General features: G+C 69.7%; 11 protein-coding genes. 7 read left to right on the forward strand and 4 right to left on the reverse strand.

Annotated features, from left to right (window positions below; all coding sequences use genetic code 11):
- Positions 1-88: 88 nt before the first annotated feature.
- The 5 genes from EP7_RS27395 to EP7_RS27415 all read left to right on the forward strand — a co-directional run bounded on the left by EP7_RS27395 (position 89) and on the right by EP7_RS27415 (position 8,661).
- Positions 89-1,012 (forward strand): polyprenyl synthetase family protein, encoded by a 924-nt coding sequence (locus EP7_RS27395; RefSeq protein ID WP_463525440.1) that lies wholly within the window; start codon positions 89-91, stop codon positions 1,010-1,012.
- On the forward strand, positions 1,012-3,015 hold the full coding sequence (dxs, locus tag EP7_RS27400; RefSeq protein WP_463525441.1) for a 1-deoxy-D-xylulose-5-phosphate synthase: 2,004 nt from the start codon (positions 1,012-1,014) through the stop codon (positions 3,013-3,015). Before EP7_RS27395 ends, dxs begins: the two co-directional genes overlap by 1 nt.
- 63 nt (positions 3,016-3,078) lie before the next feature.
- The gene (locus EP7_RS27405; RefSeq protein WP_463525442.1) at positions 3,079-3,957 is read left to right on the forward strand and encodes an NAD(+)/NADH kinase; all 879 of its coding nucleotides are present in this window, start codon (positions 3,079-3,081) and stop codon (positions 3,955-3,957) included.
- 134 nt (positions 3,958-4,091) lie between these two features.
- Entirely contained in the window at positions 4,092-5,408 is a 1,317-nt protein-coding gene (locus EP7_RS27410; protein WP_463525443.1) for a glycosyltransferase family 39 protein, read from the forward strand.
- Positions 5,409-5,472: 64 nt separating this feature from the next.
- Positions 5,473-8,661: an AsmA family protein gene (locus tag EP7_RS27415; RefSeq protein WP_463525444.1), complete on the forward strand. Its 3,189-nt coding sequence runs from the start codon at positions 5,473-5,475 to the stop codon at positions 8,659-8,661.
- 18 nt (positions 8,662-8,679) lie between these two features.
- Here the strand turns inward: EP7_RS27415 and tilS are convergent, their stop codons facing one another.
- The gene (gene tilS, locus EP7_RS27420; RefSeq protein ID WP_463525445.1) at positions 8,680-10,080 is read right to left on the reverse strand and encodes a tRNA lysidine(34) synthetase TilS; all 1,401 of its coding nucleotides are present in this window, start codon (positions 10,078-10,080) and stop codon (positions 8,680-8,682) included.
- Positions 10,081-10,194: 114 nt separating this feature from the next.
- Between tilS and EP7_RS27425 the strand changes: the two genes are divergently transcribed.
- Entirely contained in the window at positions 10,195-11,133 is a 939-nt protein-coding gene (locus tag EP7_RS27425; RefSeq protein WP_463525446.1) for a methyltransferase domain-containing protein, read from the forward strand.
- Positions 11,134-11,195: 62 nt separating this feature from the next.
- Here the strand turns inward: EP7_RS27425 and EP7_RS27430 are convergent, their stop codons facing one another.
- From EP7_RS27430 to EP7_RS27440, 3 genes are all read right to left on the reverse strand, one after another.
- The gene (locus tag EP7_RS27430; RefSeq protein WP_463525447.1) at positions 11,196-12,446 is read right to left on the reverse strand and encodes an FG-GAP repeat domain-containing protein; all 1,251 of its coding nucleotides are present in this window, start codon (positions 12,444-12,446) and stop codon (positions 11,196-11,198) included.
- Between the two features lie 548 nt (positions 12,447-12,994).
- Entirely contained in the window at positions 12,995-14,305 is a 1,311-nt protein-coding gene (locus EP7_RS27435; protein ID WP_463525448.1) for an MFS transporter, read from the reverse strand.
- A gap of 151 nt (positions 14,306-14,456) precedes the next feature.
- A complete protein-coding gene (locus EP7_RS27440; protein WP_463525449.1) occupies positions 14,457-15,416 on the reverse strand; it encodes an SMP-30/gluconolactonase/LRE family protein in 960 nt (319 codons plus the stop codon).
- Positions 15,417-15,851: 435 nt separating this feature from the next.
- On the opposite strand from EP7_RS27440, the gene EP7_RS27445 reads away from it, so the two are divergent.
- Entirely contained in the window at positions 15,852-16,778 is a 927-nt protein-coding gene (locus tag EP7_RS27445) for a ferritin-like domain-containing protein (RefSeq protein WP_463525450.1), read from the forward strand.
- Positions 16,779-16,834 lie beyond the last annotated feature (56 nt).

A 16,834-nucleotide genomic window follows, 5' to 3' on the forward strand; every position in this document is an offset into this window, starting at 1 on the left:
GAATGTCCACAATAGGCGCAGCCGCGGTGAGATCGGGCCGGGGCATGACGCATTGTGTCCCTCTCGCCTCGCATCGAAGTGTTCGCCCATGACGACGCTATCGCCGACCGATCGGACGACGCTTGCTGAATCTCTTCGCGAGATCCGCCGGCGGGTGGAAGAGGGTCTCGACCTTTATCTGCCCGCGGCCGAGGCCGGCAAGCCGGGCGACTGCCCCGAGCGGCTGGTCGAGGCGATGCGTTACAGCCTGCTGGGCGGCGGCAAGCGGCTGCGGCCGGTGCTAACGATCCTGGCGGCCGAGGCCTGCGGCGCGAGCCTGGAAGACGCCCTGCCGGCGGCGTGTGCGGTGGAGATGGTTCACACCTACTCCCTGATCCACGACGACCTGCCGAGCATGGACGATGACGACCTGAGGCGAGGCCGGCCGACCTGCCACAAGGCGTTCGACGAGGCGACGGCGGTCCTGGCCGGCGACGGCCTTCTGACGCTGGCCTTCGAGGTGATCGCGCGGCATGTGCGTCCCGGCGACCGCGCCGCGGCCTGCATCCTGGCGTTAGCCGAGGGGTCCGGGCCGTCGGGGATGGTCGGCGGCCAGATGGCCGACCTCGAGGCGGAAGGTCGGGACGACGCGACGATCGAGGCCCTCGAGGCGATCCACCGCCGCAAGACCGGGGCCCTGCTCCGGTCGTCGCTGCGGATGGGCGCGATCGTGGCGGGTGCGCCCGCGGCCTGGCGCCAGGCTCTGGATACCTACGGGCATGCGGTGGGTCTCGCCTTCCAGATCGTCGACGACCTGCTCGACGTGAACGGGGACGAGACGAAGCTGGGCAAGCGCGTGGGCAAGGATTCGAATCTGGGGAAGTGGACCTACCCGGGCCTGCTGGGCGTCGAGGGCAGCCGCCTTCGGGCCCGTCAGCTCGCCGACGAGGCGGTCGCGGCCGTCGGCGTGCTCGGGGATCGTGGGGCGCCGTTGCGGGCCCTGGCCGTCGATCTACTGGAAAGGGATCGCTGATGAGCAGCGCGTTGTTGGCGCGGATCGCGTCGCCGGCCGACCTCCAGACGCTCACCGAGACGGAACTCGGACAGCTCGCCGCAGAGATGCGCGACGAGCTGGTGCGCGTCGTCAGCCGCCGCTCGGCCCACTTCGCCAGCAACCTGGGCGTGGTTGAGCTCTGCCTGGCGCTGCACCTGACGTTCGACTTCAGGCAGGACCGCCTGATCTGGGACACCGGCCACCAGATCTACCCGCACAAGCTGATCACCGGGCGTGCCGCCGAGATCGACTCGATCCGGACGAAGGGGGGCCTGATGGGCTACCCCAACCCGTCGGAGAGCGAGTTCGACCTGTTCATGACCGGCCACGCCGGTTGCGCCCCCTCCACGGCGCTGGGCCTGAAGGCCGGCGACGACCTGATGGGGCACCCTGAACGGCACTCGGTCGCGGTCATCGGCGACGGCGCGTTCCCCTCGGGCATCGTCTTCGAGGCCTTGAACAACGCGACCGAGCTGGGCAAGAAGTTTCTGGTCATCCTCAACGACAACCAGATGTCAATCTGCCCGCCGGTGGGCGGCCTGTCGTACTACCTGGACAAGGCGCGGATGGCGCCGGCCTACAACGACCTGAACCGCAAGGTGAAGTCGATCCTGTCGTCGATCCCGATCGTGGGCGACCAGGCCGACCGCCGGCTTCAGCAGTTCAAGGACGGGATCAAGGCGTCGGTGCACGGCGGGATGCTCTTCGAGGAGCTGGGCTTCGCCTACATCGGCCCGATCGACGGCCACGACCTGAAGACGATGCGGACCTATCTTGAGAAGGTCAAGGCGATGGACGGCCCCGTGCTGCTGCACGTCGTCACAGAGAAGGGCCGCGGCTTCGAGCCGGCGATGAAGGACCCGGTCAAGTTCCACGCCCCCGCCCCGTTCGTCCGCGACGAGTCGGGCATCATCCCCCTGAAGACGTCGACCAGCCTGGCTTACACCGACGCCGTCAGCGCGGCGATCTACGGCGCCATGCAGCGTGACGAGCGGGTGGTGGTGATGACCGCCGCCATGTGCGAGGGGAACAAGCTTCAGAAGATCCGCCAGACCTACCCGCAGCGGTTCTACGACACCGGCATCTGCGAGAGCCATGCCGTCGCCTTCGCCGCGGGCATGGCCAAGGCGGGCGCCCGCCCGGTGGTGGATATCTATAGCACGTTCCTCCAGCGCTCCTTCGACCAGATCTTCCAGGAAGTGGCCCTGCAAGACCTGCCGGTCGTCTTCGCCATCGACCGCGGCGGCCTGGTCGGGGCCGACGGGCCGACGCACCACGGGACGTACGACCTGGCCTACATGCGCATCTTCCCCAACATGGTGGTGATGGCGCCGGGCGACTCCAAGGACGTGGAGCCGATGGTCGAGTTCGCCCTGAACCACACGTCGCCCACGTCGATCCGCTACCCCAAGACCAACCTCGAAGCGATCGACCGCGAGGTGATGCCGATCGAGCTGGGGCAGGCCGAGATCCTGGACTGGGAGACCGACGGCATGCTGCTGGCCTGCGGCACGCTGGTGGGCGCCTGCCTGCGAGCCGCCGAGGTCTTGCGTGAGGACTACGGGCTGCGGGTGGGCGTGGTCAACGCCCGGTTCGTCAAGCCGCTGGACCGCGCCACGACCAACAAGGCGATCGAGGAGTGCGGGTTCGTCCTCACGATCGAGGAAGGCTGCCTGGCCGGCGGCTTCGGCAGCGCGGTGCTGGAGGCGGCCAGCGACGCGGGCCTGACCACCTCGCACGTCCGGCGGCTGGGCCTGCCCGACCACTTCGTGCTGCACGCCGAGCGCGACGAGCAGCTGGCCGAGGTGGGCCTGGATGTCGACGGGATCGTGCGGTCGGCCGTCGAGCTTGCCCGGTCCTCGGGGGTCCTGCCCGTTGTTGCGGCGACGGCCGGTGTCTCGCACGGCAACGGCACATCCAACGGCAATGGCGCCGCCGGCAGCAACGGCAAGAATGGCCGCGGGCACGTCGGCCTCGGCTGAGTGAGGCCGAGGCCGAGTCTGCACCTTCGATCGATCGGGCAACCTGACGCGGAGGAGACTCGCTTGGCCCAGGACCGCTCGACGCCGCTGCGGGTGACCATTCTGGGCAACGGGACCAAGATCGAGGTGCCCGGCCTGGCCGCGCGGCTGGGCAAGGCTGTGGCCTCGACGCCCGGCCTGGTGCTGACCGGCGTCGATCTGTCGAGCGACAGCGACCTGTCCACCCTGGACGCCGATCTGGCCGTCGTGATCGGCGGCGACGGCACGGTGCTGCACACCGCCAGGCGCATGGACGACCACCCCACGCCCGTCCTGGGGATTAACGCGGGCCGGCTGGGGTTCCTGGCCGACCTGACCCCCGAGGCCTTCGTCGTCCAGCTGGACGACCTGGCCGCGCGGCTGTTCGTCGTCGACGAGCTGATGACCCTGAACTGCACGGTGACGCCCCTGGTCGGCCCCCCCCGGCAGTTCCGCGGCCTGAACGACGTGGTGATGCGGTCCGCCCCGGTGTTCCACCTGCTGGAGCTGGCCCTGGACATCGACGGCGAGGGGGTGATGACCTATCGCTGCGACGGCCTGATCCTGGCCACGCCGCTGGGCTCCACCGGCCACAGCCTGTCGGCCGGCGGCCCGATCCTGCCGCCGGGCGCGCAAATGTTTGTGGTGACGCCGATTTGCGCCCACACGCTGACACAGCGCCCGCTGGTGGACTCGGCCGACAAGGTTTATGAGCTGGCCCTGCGCAGCGACGCCGGCGCGGCCATGCTGGTGGTCGACGGCCAGGTTCAGGAGCCGCTGGACCCCGGCGACCGGGTGGCCGTGCGCCGCGGGTCGCCGTCGTTCCCGATGGTCCGGCTGCGCGGGCAGAGCTTCTACAAGACCTTGCGCAACAAGCTCGGCTGGGGGACCGCCCCGCCGGGCGAGCGAGGCCACGGGGCCTGAGCGTGGCCCCTCGGTTGTGGTTGACCGTTCCGAGGGTCGTGGCGTACCATCCGGCCCCATCCCTTGAGGCCGCCACCCCCGTTGATCGACCCCGCCCGAGCAGACCGAACGCTCCAGAGGCGATGCGCCCGGCGATGGCCTATCCTGCCTGCTTCCCACCCCTGACGCGGGCCCGCTGCCTGGCCTTGCTGGCCCTGGTGCTGGAATGCGCCTTGGCGCTGCGGGTGCTGGCCGCCGGCGCGGTGCAGTGGCACGTCGACCGCCGGCTGGCGGCGAAGGGGAAGATCTGCCTGTTCGCCGATGCCCAGATTTACTGGGACCTGGGCGGCGCGATCGAAGAGGGGCGGACCTATCAGGTGATGCAGTACGACGTCCCCCACTTCGCGCTGCGCACCCCGGCCTATCCCGCCTTCCTCGCGGCCTGCCGCCTTCTCTTCGGCGACCGCCTGCTGCCGGCCAGGCTGGTGCAGGCGGTGCTGGGCGCGGCCACGGTCGGGCTGCTCGCCTGGCTGGTGGAACGGGTCAGCCCTTGGCCGGGGGTGGGCTGGCCGGTTTCGCTGCTGGCGGCGGCCCTCGCGGCGGTCGAGCCGTTCCTGGTGGGGACCTCGGCGCTGCTGCTCTCCGAGGCCCTGTTCCTGCCGCTCTCGACCCTGATGCTCGCCTGCGCGGCGATGGCCTGGCCCGCAACGGGAACCGGTCGCCGCTGGTGGGCCTGGGCGTTCGGGGCGGGGGTGTCGGCCGGCCTGGCGGTGCTGTCGAAGCCGTCCTGGGCGTTGTTCCCGCCCTTGCTTGCGCTGGCCTGGCTGGTGCTCGCGGGCCAGGGCAGGCGCAAGCGGGCGTTCGCGGGGGGGTTGCTGATGGGCCTCGGGCTGACGGCGGCGATGGCCCCCTGGTGGGTGCGCAACGCCGAGGTCTTCGGCCGGTTCGTGCCGACGGCGCTCTGGATGGGGGCGAGCCTGTATGACGGCCTGAGCCCGACGGCGACCGGGGCCAGCGACATGCGTTTTCTGGATGCAGGCGACCTGATCGCCCTCGACGAGCGGGCGCAGGACGCCGAGCTGACCCGACGATCGCTGGCCTTCGCGCGGGCCAACCCGTCGCGGGTGCTGGAACTCGCCGCGATCAAGGCCCGGCGGTTCTGGAGCCCCTGGCCGAATGCCGAGGAGTTCGGGTCGCGTGCGCTGGCCGTCGCCAGCGCCACGGTCACGCTGCCGGTCTATGCCCTGATGCTCGCCGGAGTCTGGGACCGGCGGCGCGACGCCCGGGCGTTGGTGCTGCTGGCCGGGCCTCTTCTGTACTTCGCGGCGCTGCACATGGTGTTCGTCAGCTCGATGCGATACCGGGTCGCGGGCCTGGTCCCGGCGCTCGGCCTGGCGGCGATCGGCCTGGGTCGGCTGCTGGATTGGGGACTGCCCAGGGCACGAGGCGAGCCGCCGCCGGACGCGGGCTGAGACCGGGCGGCGGCGGCGGTTCTTGAGATGACACTCCACTCCATGGACGGGGGGGGTTCCTGCGATGCGTATCCGTAGTGAGAAGAGGCGCCGGATCCGGCGGATCCTGACCCTGGCGCTCGTGCTGTTGTCGCTGGGCGTGGGCGGCGTGGCCTGGCTGGCCTACGCCTATCTCACCGACAGCGACACCTGGGCGGCGACAATCCGGGCCCAGGCCCCACGGTTCTTGCCGGGGTCGGTGGTCGACGTGGGCCGGGTGCAGCCCGGGCTGTTCAGCGGGCACGTCAGCCTCTTGAATGTCAACGTGACGCAGGCGATCGACGGATCACCGTTCGTGGCCGCGTCGATCGCTCGGCTGCAGATCGCGCACGATGCGCGGGCCCTGCTGCGCGGCGAGTTCGTCCCCAGGCGGGTCGACGTCTCATATCCGGTGCTCAGGCTGAAGCGTCGCAAGGACGGCCGCTGGAACCTGCAAGGCCTGCTGGCCGACCCCTGGCCGGGCCCCGAGCTGGAGAACCCGCCGCCGGTGTTCATCCACAACGGCAAGGTCGAGCTGAGCGACGAGTCGGGTGCCTCGGCGATCCTCCGCGATGTGGAGGTGACCGTGCAGCCCGTCGACGCCCAGACCGTCGAGTTCGAGGGCTCGGCGCAGGGAGACACCTTCGAGCGGGTCCGGCTGCACGGACGCATCGACCGGTCCACCGGGTCCGTCACGCTGGCCGGCAACCTGGACCGACTGGTCATGTCCGATATCTTGCGCGGCCGGTTGCCGGCCGACATCCGGGCGCTCGTCGACCGGGTGGGCCTGACCGGCGGCGAGGCCGACCTGATGCTCCGCTCGGCCTCCTTCAAGATGGACGACCCCAAGGGAAGCATGAGGTACGACGCCGGGGTGTTGCTGAAGGCGGGCGTCTGGAACTGCCCCGAGCTGCCGTTCCCGTTCAGCGGGGTCTCGGCCAGCCTGTCGGTGGCCGACGGCAAGGTGGTGCTCGACAGCGCCGAGGGGTTCAACGGCGAGACCAAGGTGCATGCAAGCGGGGAGTGCTCGCTGGACGACCCGAAGACGGCCCCGATGGACTTCGAGCTCCTGGTCAACCAGCTGGCGCTGGACGGACGGTTGAAGGCGAGGACACCGCCGCAATTCACCAAGCTCTGGGACGAGTTCAAGCCCAGCGGCAAGGTGAGCGTCGCCCTGCACGCCGTGCGGCGCGACCGCGGCGGGCCGATGGGCGTGGGGATGACCGTCGAGTGCGAGGACGTCGCGATGACGTACCACCTGTTCAAGTACCCCCTTAGCGGCATCCGAGGGCGGATGACCCTGGAGAACGACACCCTGAAGATCATCGGGCTGAGGACGATGGTGGGGGGCAAGCCGGTGACGGCCACCGGCACGATCGAGAAGCCGGGTCCACTGGCCGTGGCCAACCTGACCTTCAAGGCCGAGTCCCTGCCCATCGACGACGTGCTGCTGAAGGCGATGCCCCCGGACGTCCGCGAGGTGGTCCAGCAGTTCTCGCCCCAGGGGACCGTCAATGGCGTGGCCAGGATGAAACGCGTCCCGCCGTCGAAGCCCGGCGACCCCGTGGCCGGGGTGGTGACGATCGACGCCGACCTCGACCTCAACGAGCGCTGCTCGATCCGCTGGGCCGGCCTCCCCTACCCCGTCACCAACCTGACGGGCCACCTGGAGATCCACCCCGACCTCTGGATCATCAGGGACATGAAGGGCAACGGCGGCAGCGGCTCGTCGACCATCGCCGGCAGCGGCAAGGTGCGCAAGGTCGGGCGGGTCGCCGGCAAGGACCTGCTCAACATCGACCTGAAGATCGACGCGGCCGAACTGCGGTTCGACAACCAGCTGCGAGACGCCCTGCCCCCCGCCTGGAAGAAGACCTGGGCCCAGCTCAACCCCAGCGGCACCAGCGACGTGAAGTCGGAGATCAAAATCGTCCCCGGCCAGCCCGACAGCTATAAGCTGACCCTCACCCCGGGCCCGCAGGCCGCCGTGCGCCTGGCCTACAGCCGAGACCCCTCGCCCGGCGACCCAGGTGGGCATTACCAGCTCCAGATGGACGACGTCCGCGGCCAGTTCGAGGCCATCAACGGCACGGTCGACATGAAGAATGTCGACTTCAACTTCTACGGCTCACCCGTCCGGTTCGAGACCGGCCGGGTCCGGGTCGAGGACAGCGGCCGGTTCGACCTCGCCGTGAAGCAACTGAAGGTGCAGAAGCTCAGGCTCGACTCCAAGCTCCAGGAGATCATGCCCCCGGTCATGGCCAGCTTCGCCCGCAGGCTCGACGACGGCCATCCCTTCACCATCCAGCGCGGCAACCTCAACCTCGGCTGGTCGGGCGTGCCCGGCGCCCCGGTCCATTGCGGCTGGTCCGACGGGCTCGTCGTGCTCGACAACAACTCGGCCGACACCGGCATCCCGCTGCACTCGCTGCAGGGGCAGCTCGACAGCGTCGCAGGCCTGTACGACGGCACGAACCTGTCCGTGAGCGCGGCCCTGAACCTGGACAGCGTCATCATCAAAGGCCAGCAGGTCACGCGCCTGACTGCCCCGATCGAGGTGGACAAAGGGGTGGCACGCATCAAGTCGATCCGCGGCACCCTGCTCGACGGCGAGGTCACCGGCGCCCTGGAGGTCAACCTGGAGGCCACCCCGCGCTACAAGGCCGAGTACCAGATCCGCGAGGCGAAGCTCCAGAGCTACGCGCGGACCGTCGCCGGCAGCCAGGCCTACCGGGGGACCGTCTCGGGCCGGGCCTCGCTGGAAGGACAGGGCTCGGACATGCGAACCGTCGTCGGCGACGCCGAGGTCTACATCAATGAGGCCAATCTCGGCGAGATGCCCGACATCGTCCGGCTGCTTGCCCTGCTCCAGCCCAGGCTCAGGGACCGCGGCAAGGCCGGCTTCAACGCCGCCGAGGTCCACGTCCGCGTCCGGGACGGCGTCGCCCGCCTGAACCAGATCCGCCTGACGGGCAACCCGCTCAATCTCCAGGGCAACGGCACGCTCGACATGCAGGGCAACCTCGACCTCTCCCTCGTCCCGGGCTTCGGCGACGGCCTCGGCGTGAAGTTCGTGAACAACTCGCTGAGGGCCGCAAGCAGCCAGCTCTTCGGGGTCAAGGTCGGCGGCACCCTCTCCGACCCCCGCCCCAAGCTCGTCCCCTTCCCCGTCGCCGACGAGGCCTTCCGCCTCTTCAGCCAGCGCCACCCCGAGCGGGCCTCGACTCGCCGCTGAGGCCGGCCTCGCCCGGGTTCAGGCCTCCTCGATCGGCGAACAGTCCAGACCCAGCCGCCGCGCGGTCCCGTCGCCCACGCGCACCCGCTCGGCGATCCGATGGCCGACGACCCAGACGATCCCCGCGGCGTCGCAGACCAGGGGGACACCCGGGCGATCGGCCCTCGCGACGCGGCGACCCCGGAAGAAGTCGGCCAGCGGCCGCGACTGGCCCCCCATCCCCAGCGGTTCGAACCGGTCGCCGGGCTCCGGCCCCCGCACCGTCAGCGGCGGCCGGATCATGCCCAGGTCGACGACCTCGGCCGAGCCGGTCACGTCCAGGTCCGCGACGATCCGCACGCCCCCCCAGGTCACGCTCCCCGGCAGCGGCAGGCAGACCTCGGGCCTGGCAACCTCCGCAAGGGCCGCATGCCTGGATAACACGACGCGGTCGCCGGCAAGCTCCGCGTGCACCCCCGCCGCGACATCCAGGGCCCCTTCCCCCCGGCCAGCCCACGCGGCCAGCCTCCGCCAGCGCCGCGTGTCCATCGATGCCTCGGGCCAACCCTGGCGCGACCAGAGCACGCGCATCACTTCAACCCGATCGGCCGCACGCAGCCCGATCAGGGCCGCCCGGTCGAGAATGAGCACGCCATCGCTCTCTTCAATCAGCACCCGGCGCACCATCGCGGCCCGCACCGGCCGCAGCCGGGCCTCGGCCGACGCCGCGTGGCCGGCCAGCCGCGCCAGGGCCTCGACGACGCGAGGATTGGACTCGGAGGCCAGCTTGGGGATCAAATCGTGACGGATCCAGGAACGAGTGCGCGTTGTGTCGAGATTCGTCGGGTCGTCGCGCCAGACCTGGCCGATCTCGCCCAGGTAACCCCTGACCTCGTCGCGGCGCACGGCCAGCAACGGGCGGACCAGCGAGACCGGGCCGTGCAGCGTGCGGCGTGCCGGGATGCCGGCCAGGCCCCGCAGGCCGGTCCCCCGGATGATCCGGTGCAGCACCGTCTCGCCTTGATCTTCCAGCGTGTGCCCCACCGCCACCGCGGAAGCTCCGCGAGCCAGCGCAATCTCCGCCAGCCAGTCATACCGGGCGCGCCGGCCGTCGGCCTCGAAATGCCCTTCGCGGGCGGGCACCCACGTCCCCAGGTCGCAGGGCCAGCCCAGCGAATCGGCCAGGTCCGCGATGAACGTCTTGACATGCGGGCCCGCCTCGCCCAGGTCCCCGTGGTCGAGGTGCGCCACCGACAGCCGAAGTCCCAGCCCGGGCGCGATCTCCGAGAGCACACGCAGCAGCCCGACGCTGTCCCCGCCGGCCGAAACCGCCACGACCCAGGTCGGCCCCAGGCCGCGGGCCAGCCAGCGGGCGACTCGCGCCCTCACGCGGCGTTTCCAGTCGGGGCTGGGGCCCATCTCGCCCGGAATCGTCGGCATCGTGGCCATCCCTGGTGACTTGGATCGACACGCGAGACGCAGGCATTCTAACCCGGCACCGCTCCGGCCGAGTCCCCGTTCCTCCGCACCGGGGTCGCCGTGTAAACTGGTCCGATGACCATCGACGCCCCCGAACAGTTGCGCTGCCCCCGATGCCGGGGAGAGCTTGAATCCGCCGAATCTGCCCTGCGTTGCGGCGCCTGCGGCGCGACCTACCCGGTCGTCGGGGGCGTGCCCAGGCTGGCCGGCGAGGGCTACGTCGCCAGCTTCGGCCGCCAGTGGAACCGCTACGACGTGGCCCGCGACGCCGAGGACGAGGCCGTCTTCCAGGTCAAGACCGGCATCGCCCCGGCCGACCTCGCCGGCCTCACCGTCCTCGACGCCGGCTGCGGCGGTGGCCGCTACTGCCGGATCGCCGGCCGCTTTGGCGCGAAGGTCGTCGGCGTCGACCTCAGCGACGCGGTCGACAAGGCCGCCTCCCTCTGCGCCGACCTGCCCAACGTCTCTATCGTCCAGGCCGACCTCCTCGACCTCCCCCTCGCCGAAAAAACCTTCGACCTGGCCTTCTCCATCGGCGTCCTGCACCACAGCCCCGACCCCCGCCGCGCGTTCGCCCAGGTCGCCGCCAGGGTGAAGCCGCGAGGCCGCCTCGCCGTCTGGCTCTACCGCCGCAACACCCCGCCGCAGGAATGGGCCAACTCCGCCCTCCGATCTCTGACCACCCGCATCCCCGCCCGGGTCCTGGAACCGTTGTGCGCCGGCCTGGGCGTCGTCGGCAGCGTCCCCATCCTCAACAAGACCCTCAACAAAATCGCCAACTTCTCCAACCACCCCGACTGGACCCTTCGCGTCTGCGACAACTTCGACTGGTACGCCCCCCGCTACCAGTCCCACCACACCGTCGCCGAGCTGAAAACCTGGTTTACCGAGGAAGGTTTCGGCCACCTGACTGAACTAGCCCCCGCCCGCACCGGCCCCCTGTATGACTGGGCCTATCGCAATGACCTGGTCATCGGCAGTGGCGTGAACGTGGCCGGGACGCGACTGGGTTAGGTGAGAGCCATCGACGTTCGAGTCCGACGGTTGACGCGGCATTCCCATGCCCTGGCGTCAACCTATCCGATCCAGGCAGGCTCGCGTCCCGGATCGAAGAGCACGGCGAGCCCAGGCCGACGAGTCCCGAACACGCCCGGCGACCGGCCAGGTACCGCGACGTGAAGAGAGGATGCATTAACGTCGACCTGCCTCGCCGTTGCTGGCGCCGCGGACCCAACCCGCACCGACCTGAAGGCGGGGTTCGCGGCCGGGGCGGCGGCCACGACGGGCGTCACCGCAAGGCCCAGCGGCACGTCCGCGCTGTTCGCCCGCCCCCAGATGACCACGGTGATGAGCGACGGCGGGAGGTTTCCGGAACGCCATTCCGACGTGCTTGGCGTGTAGACGAGGCGATCGTCGAAGCCGTCGCCGTTGTAATCGCCGATCATGGGGAGCCGGGTCCCATCGGCGACGCCGCCGGGGCCGGAGATTTCGACCAGGCCCAAGGCATGGTCAAGGTAGGTCCAGAAATTCTGGGCCGGATGGTAGAGGGTCGGGTCGGCCTTGCCGTCGCCATTGTAGTCGCCCGCGGTGGGCAGCATGCCCGCCGCCGCGGCGGGCATGTCCAGGACCAGCAGCGTCGTGGCCACCGAGTTGCCGATGTACCAACGCTTCGTCGAGGGGCTGAACACCGCCAGATCGGCCTTGCCGTCGCCGTCGAAGTCGGCCACCAACGGGACGTCGTCACCGCCGGCGCCCCCCCAGACCAACGTCGTCGGCGCGGCGGCGCCCCCAGAGTTGCGGATCGTCCAGATCGCCGTCGAGGGCTCGTAGACCGCCAGGTCAGCCTTGCCGTCGCCGTCGAAGTCGCCGACCATCGGGACATCGCCGCCGCCGGCGCGGCCCCAGACCATCGCCATCGGCGCGGCGCCCGACGAGTGGCGGATGAACCAGATCGCCGTCTCCGGGCTATAGATCGCCAAGTCGGCCTTGCGATCTCCGTCGAAGTCGCCCGTCAGCGGGATGTCGGCACTGCCGGCGCGGCCCCAGACCACCACCGTCGGCTCGGCGCCCGACGAGTTGCGGATCGCCCAGACCGACGTCGTCGGGTCGTACACCGCCATGTCCGATTGACCGTCGCCGTCGAAGTCATTCGCCGCGACCTTCTGAGCCTGGCTCGACACCGACAAGTGAGGCCCGCCGACACCGCCGCCAAGGCCGGTCAGCGACACCGAGGCGAGCAACGCCCTCGGCTCCATCGCTTCGATTCGGGGGGAGAATGCGCCTCGAGCCCGCCTCGACCCTCGAATTCCCGCCTTCGATGGAATCATCACGCATCACCTCCGATCACGACCGGTTTGGATCACGTCCCTCGCCCGTCGACGGGGGGGTCAAGCCGAATACCCGGCCATGGCCACGCATCGACGAAAGTGATGTCGACGCACCCGCCCCCGGCTCGGGGCCGACGGTTCGTTCCATCGTCGAAGGGGATGTTCGCGGGGCCTCTCCCCGCGGCGAGCCCTGGTCCAGGGGGATTGCTATCGTCCACGACGGCGCGCGAACACGCAAGCCAATGACCACAAGACCGACTTTAATATCACCCCTCAGAATCCGCCCGATGTATTGCGCGACTCCGACCCAAGGCGCCATCGCTTCCACGTCGACCGCCGAGCCTAACCCGCGGCCATCACGCAGGTCGTCGCGGCGACCGGGAGTTGATCGGAGTCTCGACGTCCCTCCCGGCCCAGAATCCGCCATTCCGCACGATCGCCGCCCGCCGATGCCTCCATCAAAGTGAGACATCAGCAGGCCCGTGACATCCGCAGGTCCGACGCAATTGCCCTGCATCCTCGGTCGGAACGTCACATCGACATTGAAGTCACGCCGGCTCGGCCATGACCACCGCCTCGTCGGCGTCGACCGTCCCCTCGGCGGCGGCGGCCAGGGAGTGGACGAGGTCCATGGGGGGTGACGCGTCGGCCAGGCGCAGGCGGCCGGCGAGCCAGAGGCTGAGCAGGGTCGTCGCGATGGAGATGAGGCCGACGGTCGGGAAGTGCAGGAGCTTTCCGTCGATGGGTGACTTCGCCAGGATCATCCCGGCAACCGACGCCCCCATGCCCGCGGCGATGTGCTGCACGGCCGAGTTGGCTCCCAGGAAGCCGCCGCGCTGGTGGGGCTCGACGCTCGACGTGATCATCGCCATCGCCGGCACCATCCGGCCCGCGTTGCTCACCATCAAGGCGCCCATCACCAGCACCGCAACGGCCAGCGGCACCGGCGGCAGGTTGGTCGAGACCAGGATCATCAGGGCGAAGAACGGGGCCACCAGTCGGTAGACCTTCAACTTGCCGTGGCGGTCGGCGAAGCGGCCCGAGATGGGCGAGCCGACCATCGTCAGCAGGCCGCCGACGATGTAGCAGAACGGCAGTTGCCCCTCCTTGATCCCGACGTTGGCCACCAGGTAAATGCTGAGGGACGGGATGACCGTGAAGGCGCCGAACATCAAGGTCGCCATCAGGGCGAATGCCCTCAGGTGGTTCGGGTGGATCAAGGTCTCCTTGAGCCGGACCAGCGGATCACCCTCGACCCGCCTGCCCAGGTGCGCATCGAGCCTGGGCAACGCCCAGCCGGACAGGAACAGGATGGGCACGCCGAGCGCCGCGAGCACCAGGAAGGGCATCTGCCAGCCGTAATTCTGGCCCAGGGTCAGGCCCACCGGCACGCCGAAGACCGATGCCAGCGCGAAGGCCGACATCAGGGCGCCGGTCGCACGACCACGGCGCTCCTCGGGGAAGACGTCGCCGACGATCGCCATGGCCATCCCGCCCAGGACGCCGCCGAACGCGCCGGTCAGGAACCGGGCCGCGAGCAGGAGTGGATAGGTGGTCGCCAGGCCGCACATCAGGGTTCCCACCAGGAACCCGACGAAGAGGGCGAGAAACGCCGGCCGCCGCGCGAACTTGTCGATCACCATCGTCGCCACCAGCCCGGCCAGGCCGGCGGCGTAGGTGTAAGACGCCACGATCGCGCTGAATTGCGCCGGAGAGAGGTTCATCGCCCGCTCGAGCTGCGGGCCCAGCGGCATGATGACCATGAAGTCGACGATGCTGGTGAACTGCACCGCGGCCAGCACGAGAATGACCAGCCGCTCACGAGGCGACATCGAACCACCCGACGATCCGTCCGCCATCGCGCGCAAGCTCCCTTGATCGCCGCTCCCCGGGCCGGCGCGGGCCTTCCAGGCCCCGGCCGCCTATCCCGGGTCGACGCGGCGGTGCCGCGTCGGGGTCAATCTGCCGAATCATGCCGCGCGCGTCAAGGCCCCACCGGGGAACATCCGTTCATTTCCCGGCCGGCGGCCAGAGGTGGAACCCCGTCATCGTCGTCTCCACGCTGTACAGGCTCTTGCCCGCGCAGATGTAGAGCGTCTTGCGGTCGGGCCCGCCAAATTCGACGTTCGCGGGCCCCTCGGGCGTGGCGATGAACGCCAGGGCCGTGCCGTCGGGGGCGTACACGTAGACACCCGCCAGGGCCCCCGAGCCCGCCGTGGCCACGATCCGGCCGTCGGTCGTCACTGTGAACCCGTCGATCCCGCTCCCCTTGCCGAAGTCCTTGATGACACGCGGCTTCGAGACATTTCCGTCGGAGTCCAGGTTCAGGGCCACCAGGGCCCGCCGCTTCGACCCGTTATCGGCGACGTAGAGCGTCTTGCCGTCGGGGCTGATGGCCAGGCCGTTGGGCTTCGTCGCGGTCGTCTCCAGCCGGTGCACCGAGCCGTCGGGATCGATCCGGAAGACGCCTTCGAAGTCCAGCTCGCGGGGCTCGTCGCCCACGTAGCGGGGGTCGGACATGTAAACACGCCCGGCGGCGTCGACCGTCACGTCGTTGGGGCTGTTGAACTTCTTCCCCTCATAGCGATCGGCCAGGGTGCGGACAGTGCCATCGGCCTCTGCGATCGAGACCCGGCGGTTGCCCCCCGTGTTGGCCCCCTCGGCGACGACGAGCCGCCCCTTGGGGTCGAAGACCATGCCGTTGCTCCGGCCGCCGGGGTCGCGAAGCGCGGTGACCTTACCCGTGGCCGGGTCGAACCGCATGAGGCGGTTGCCGATGTCGGAGAAGAGGATCGCGCCGTCGCCGGCAAGCGCTCCCCCCTCGGTGAAGCTCCCCTCGCCCCAGAGCTTGCGGACCTTCGCCCCTTTGGGCACCACCGAGTCGGCCCCGGCGCCGGGTTCAAAAGTCGTGCCCGGGCCGTCGAGGCCGACGAATGCCAGGGTCAGGGCCAAGGCGGCGGCGAGGGACATGGCGTAGCTCCAGTGCGTCGAGATCGGTCCGGTTCGGTCCGCCGGACACGCTACGCCGGAGGCAGGGCCGGGTCAAGCGTCCGGCCTGCCACGCCGCGGGCGAATGCCCCAGAATGATCTCATCTCGCATCAAGATGAGAATCGCCAAGAAATCGGCGTCCGGTCCCCTCCCAAGCGGCTGAATTTGGCCATGTCTGGATTGCCTGATTCGCCATCCAGGCGGACGACGGAATCGCCCTCGGTGCAGAAAATCATCACGCCAACATCCGATTTCGCGTCCGGCCCGACGGCGTCCCTCGGCGGCACGCAAGGTGCCAAGGTCGGCCTGTCGTCCTCATCAATCGGCGGGCTGGCTGCCGCCGTGGGCCGGCCTTCCCGAGAGGCCGGCCATTTTCAAGCATGCATTCCACTTCGATCATTGATGGAGCATCTGCGATGCTGATTCCTCCGAACGTCGGTTCGCCCAAGGGTGCTGGTCAGGCTCGCCGGAGCTTCCTCAAGAGGCTGGGGCTCGGCGCGGGGGCCATGGGGCTCGTCGGCGCGGGGATGCAGGGGACGGCGTTTGCCCAGCGCGGCGGGCTCGATCCGGCCGTGCTGAACTTCGCCCTGAACCTGGAATATCTGGAGGCGGAGTATTACTCCCTCGCCACGACCGGGCTGAGCATCCAGGAGCGGGGCGTCGGCGTGACGGGCATCAACACGGGCGCGGGCAACCCCGGGACGCTGACGGTCAAGGCCAATCCCAAGGTCCCATTCGCGACGCCGCTCATCGAGCAGTATGCCAATGAGATTGCGCAAGACGAGCTGAACCACGTCGTCTTTCTGAGGTCGGCCCTGGGCGGGGCGGCGGTGGCCAAGCCCGCCATCGACCTCCTCAACAGCTTCAACGCCGCGGGGATGGCCATCGGCCTGCCCGACGGCTTCGACCCGTTCGCCAGCGAGGTCAATTTCCTGCTCGGCGCGTTCGTCTTCGAAGACGTGGGCGTGACGGCCTACAAGGGCGCCGCCCGCCTGATCGCCAATAAAGACTTCCTGGAAGCCGCCGCCGGCATCCTCGCGGTCGAGGCCTACCACGCCGGCGAGGTGCGCACAGTGCTCGCCCGGATCAACGCCGACAATCCCGGCGCCGGCATCGCCGGACTCGTCCAGAAGATCTCCGACCTGCGCGACGGCGCCGACGGCCCCGCCGACCTCGACCAGGGGATTCTCGACGGCAACGGTCAGATCAACATCGTGCCGACCGACGCCAACGGCATCGCCTTCAGCCGGACCACCCAGCAGGTCCTGAACATCGTCTACCTGAACGGCAACGGCACCCCCGGCGGGTTCTACCCCCTCGGGCTCAACGGCGGCATCCGCTAAATCGCGCTCTCGAGTCGTGCCTTCCCCCCCACATTGACCTGATTACACTCACACGC

The organism is Isosphaeraceae bacterium EP7 (genome assembly GCA_038400315.1).
Classification (GTDB): Bacteria; Planctomycetota; Planctomycetia; order Isosphaerales; family Isosphaeraceae; genus EP7.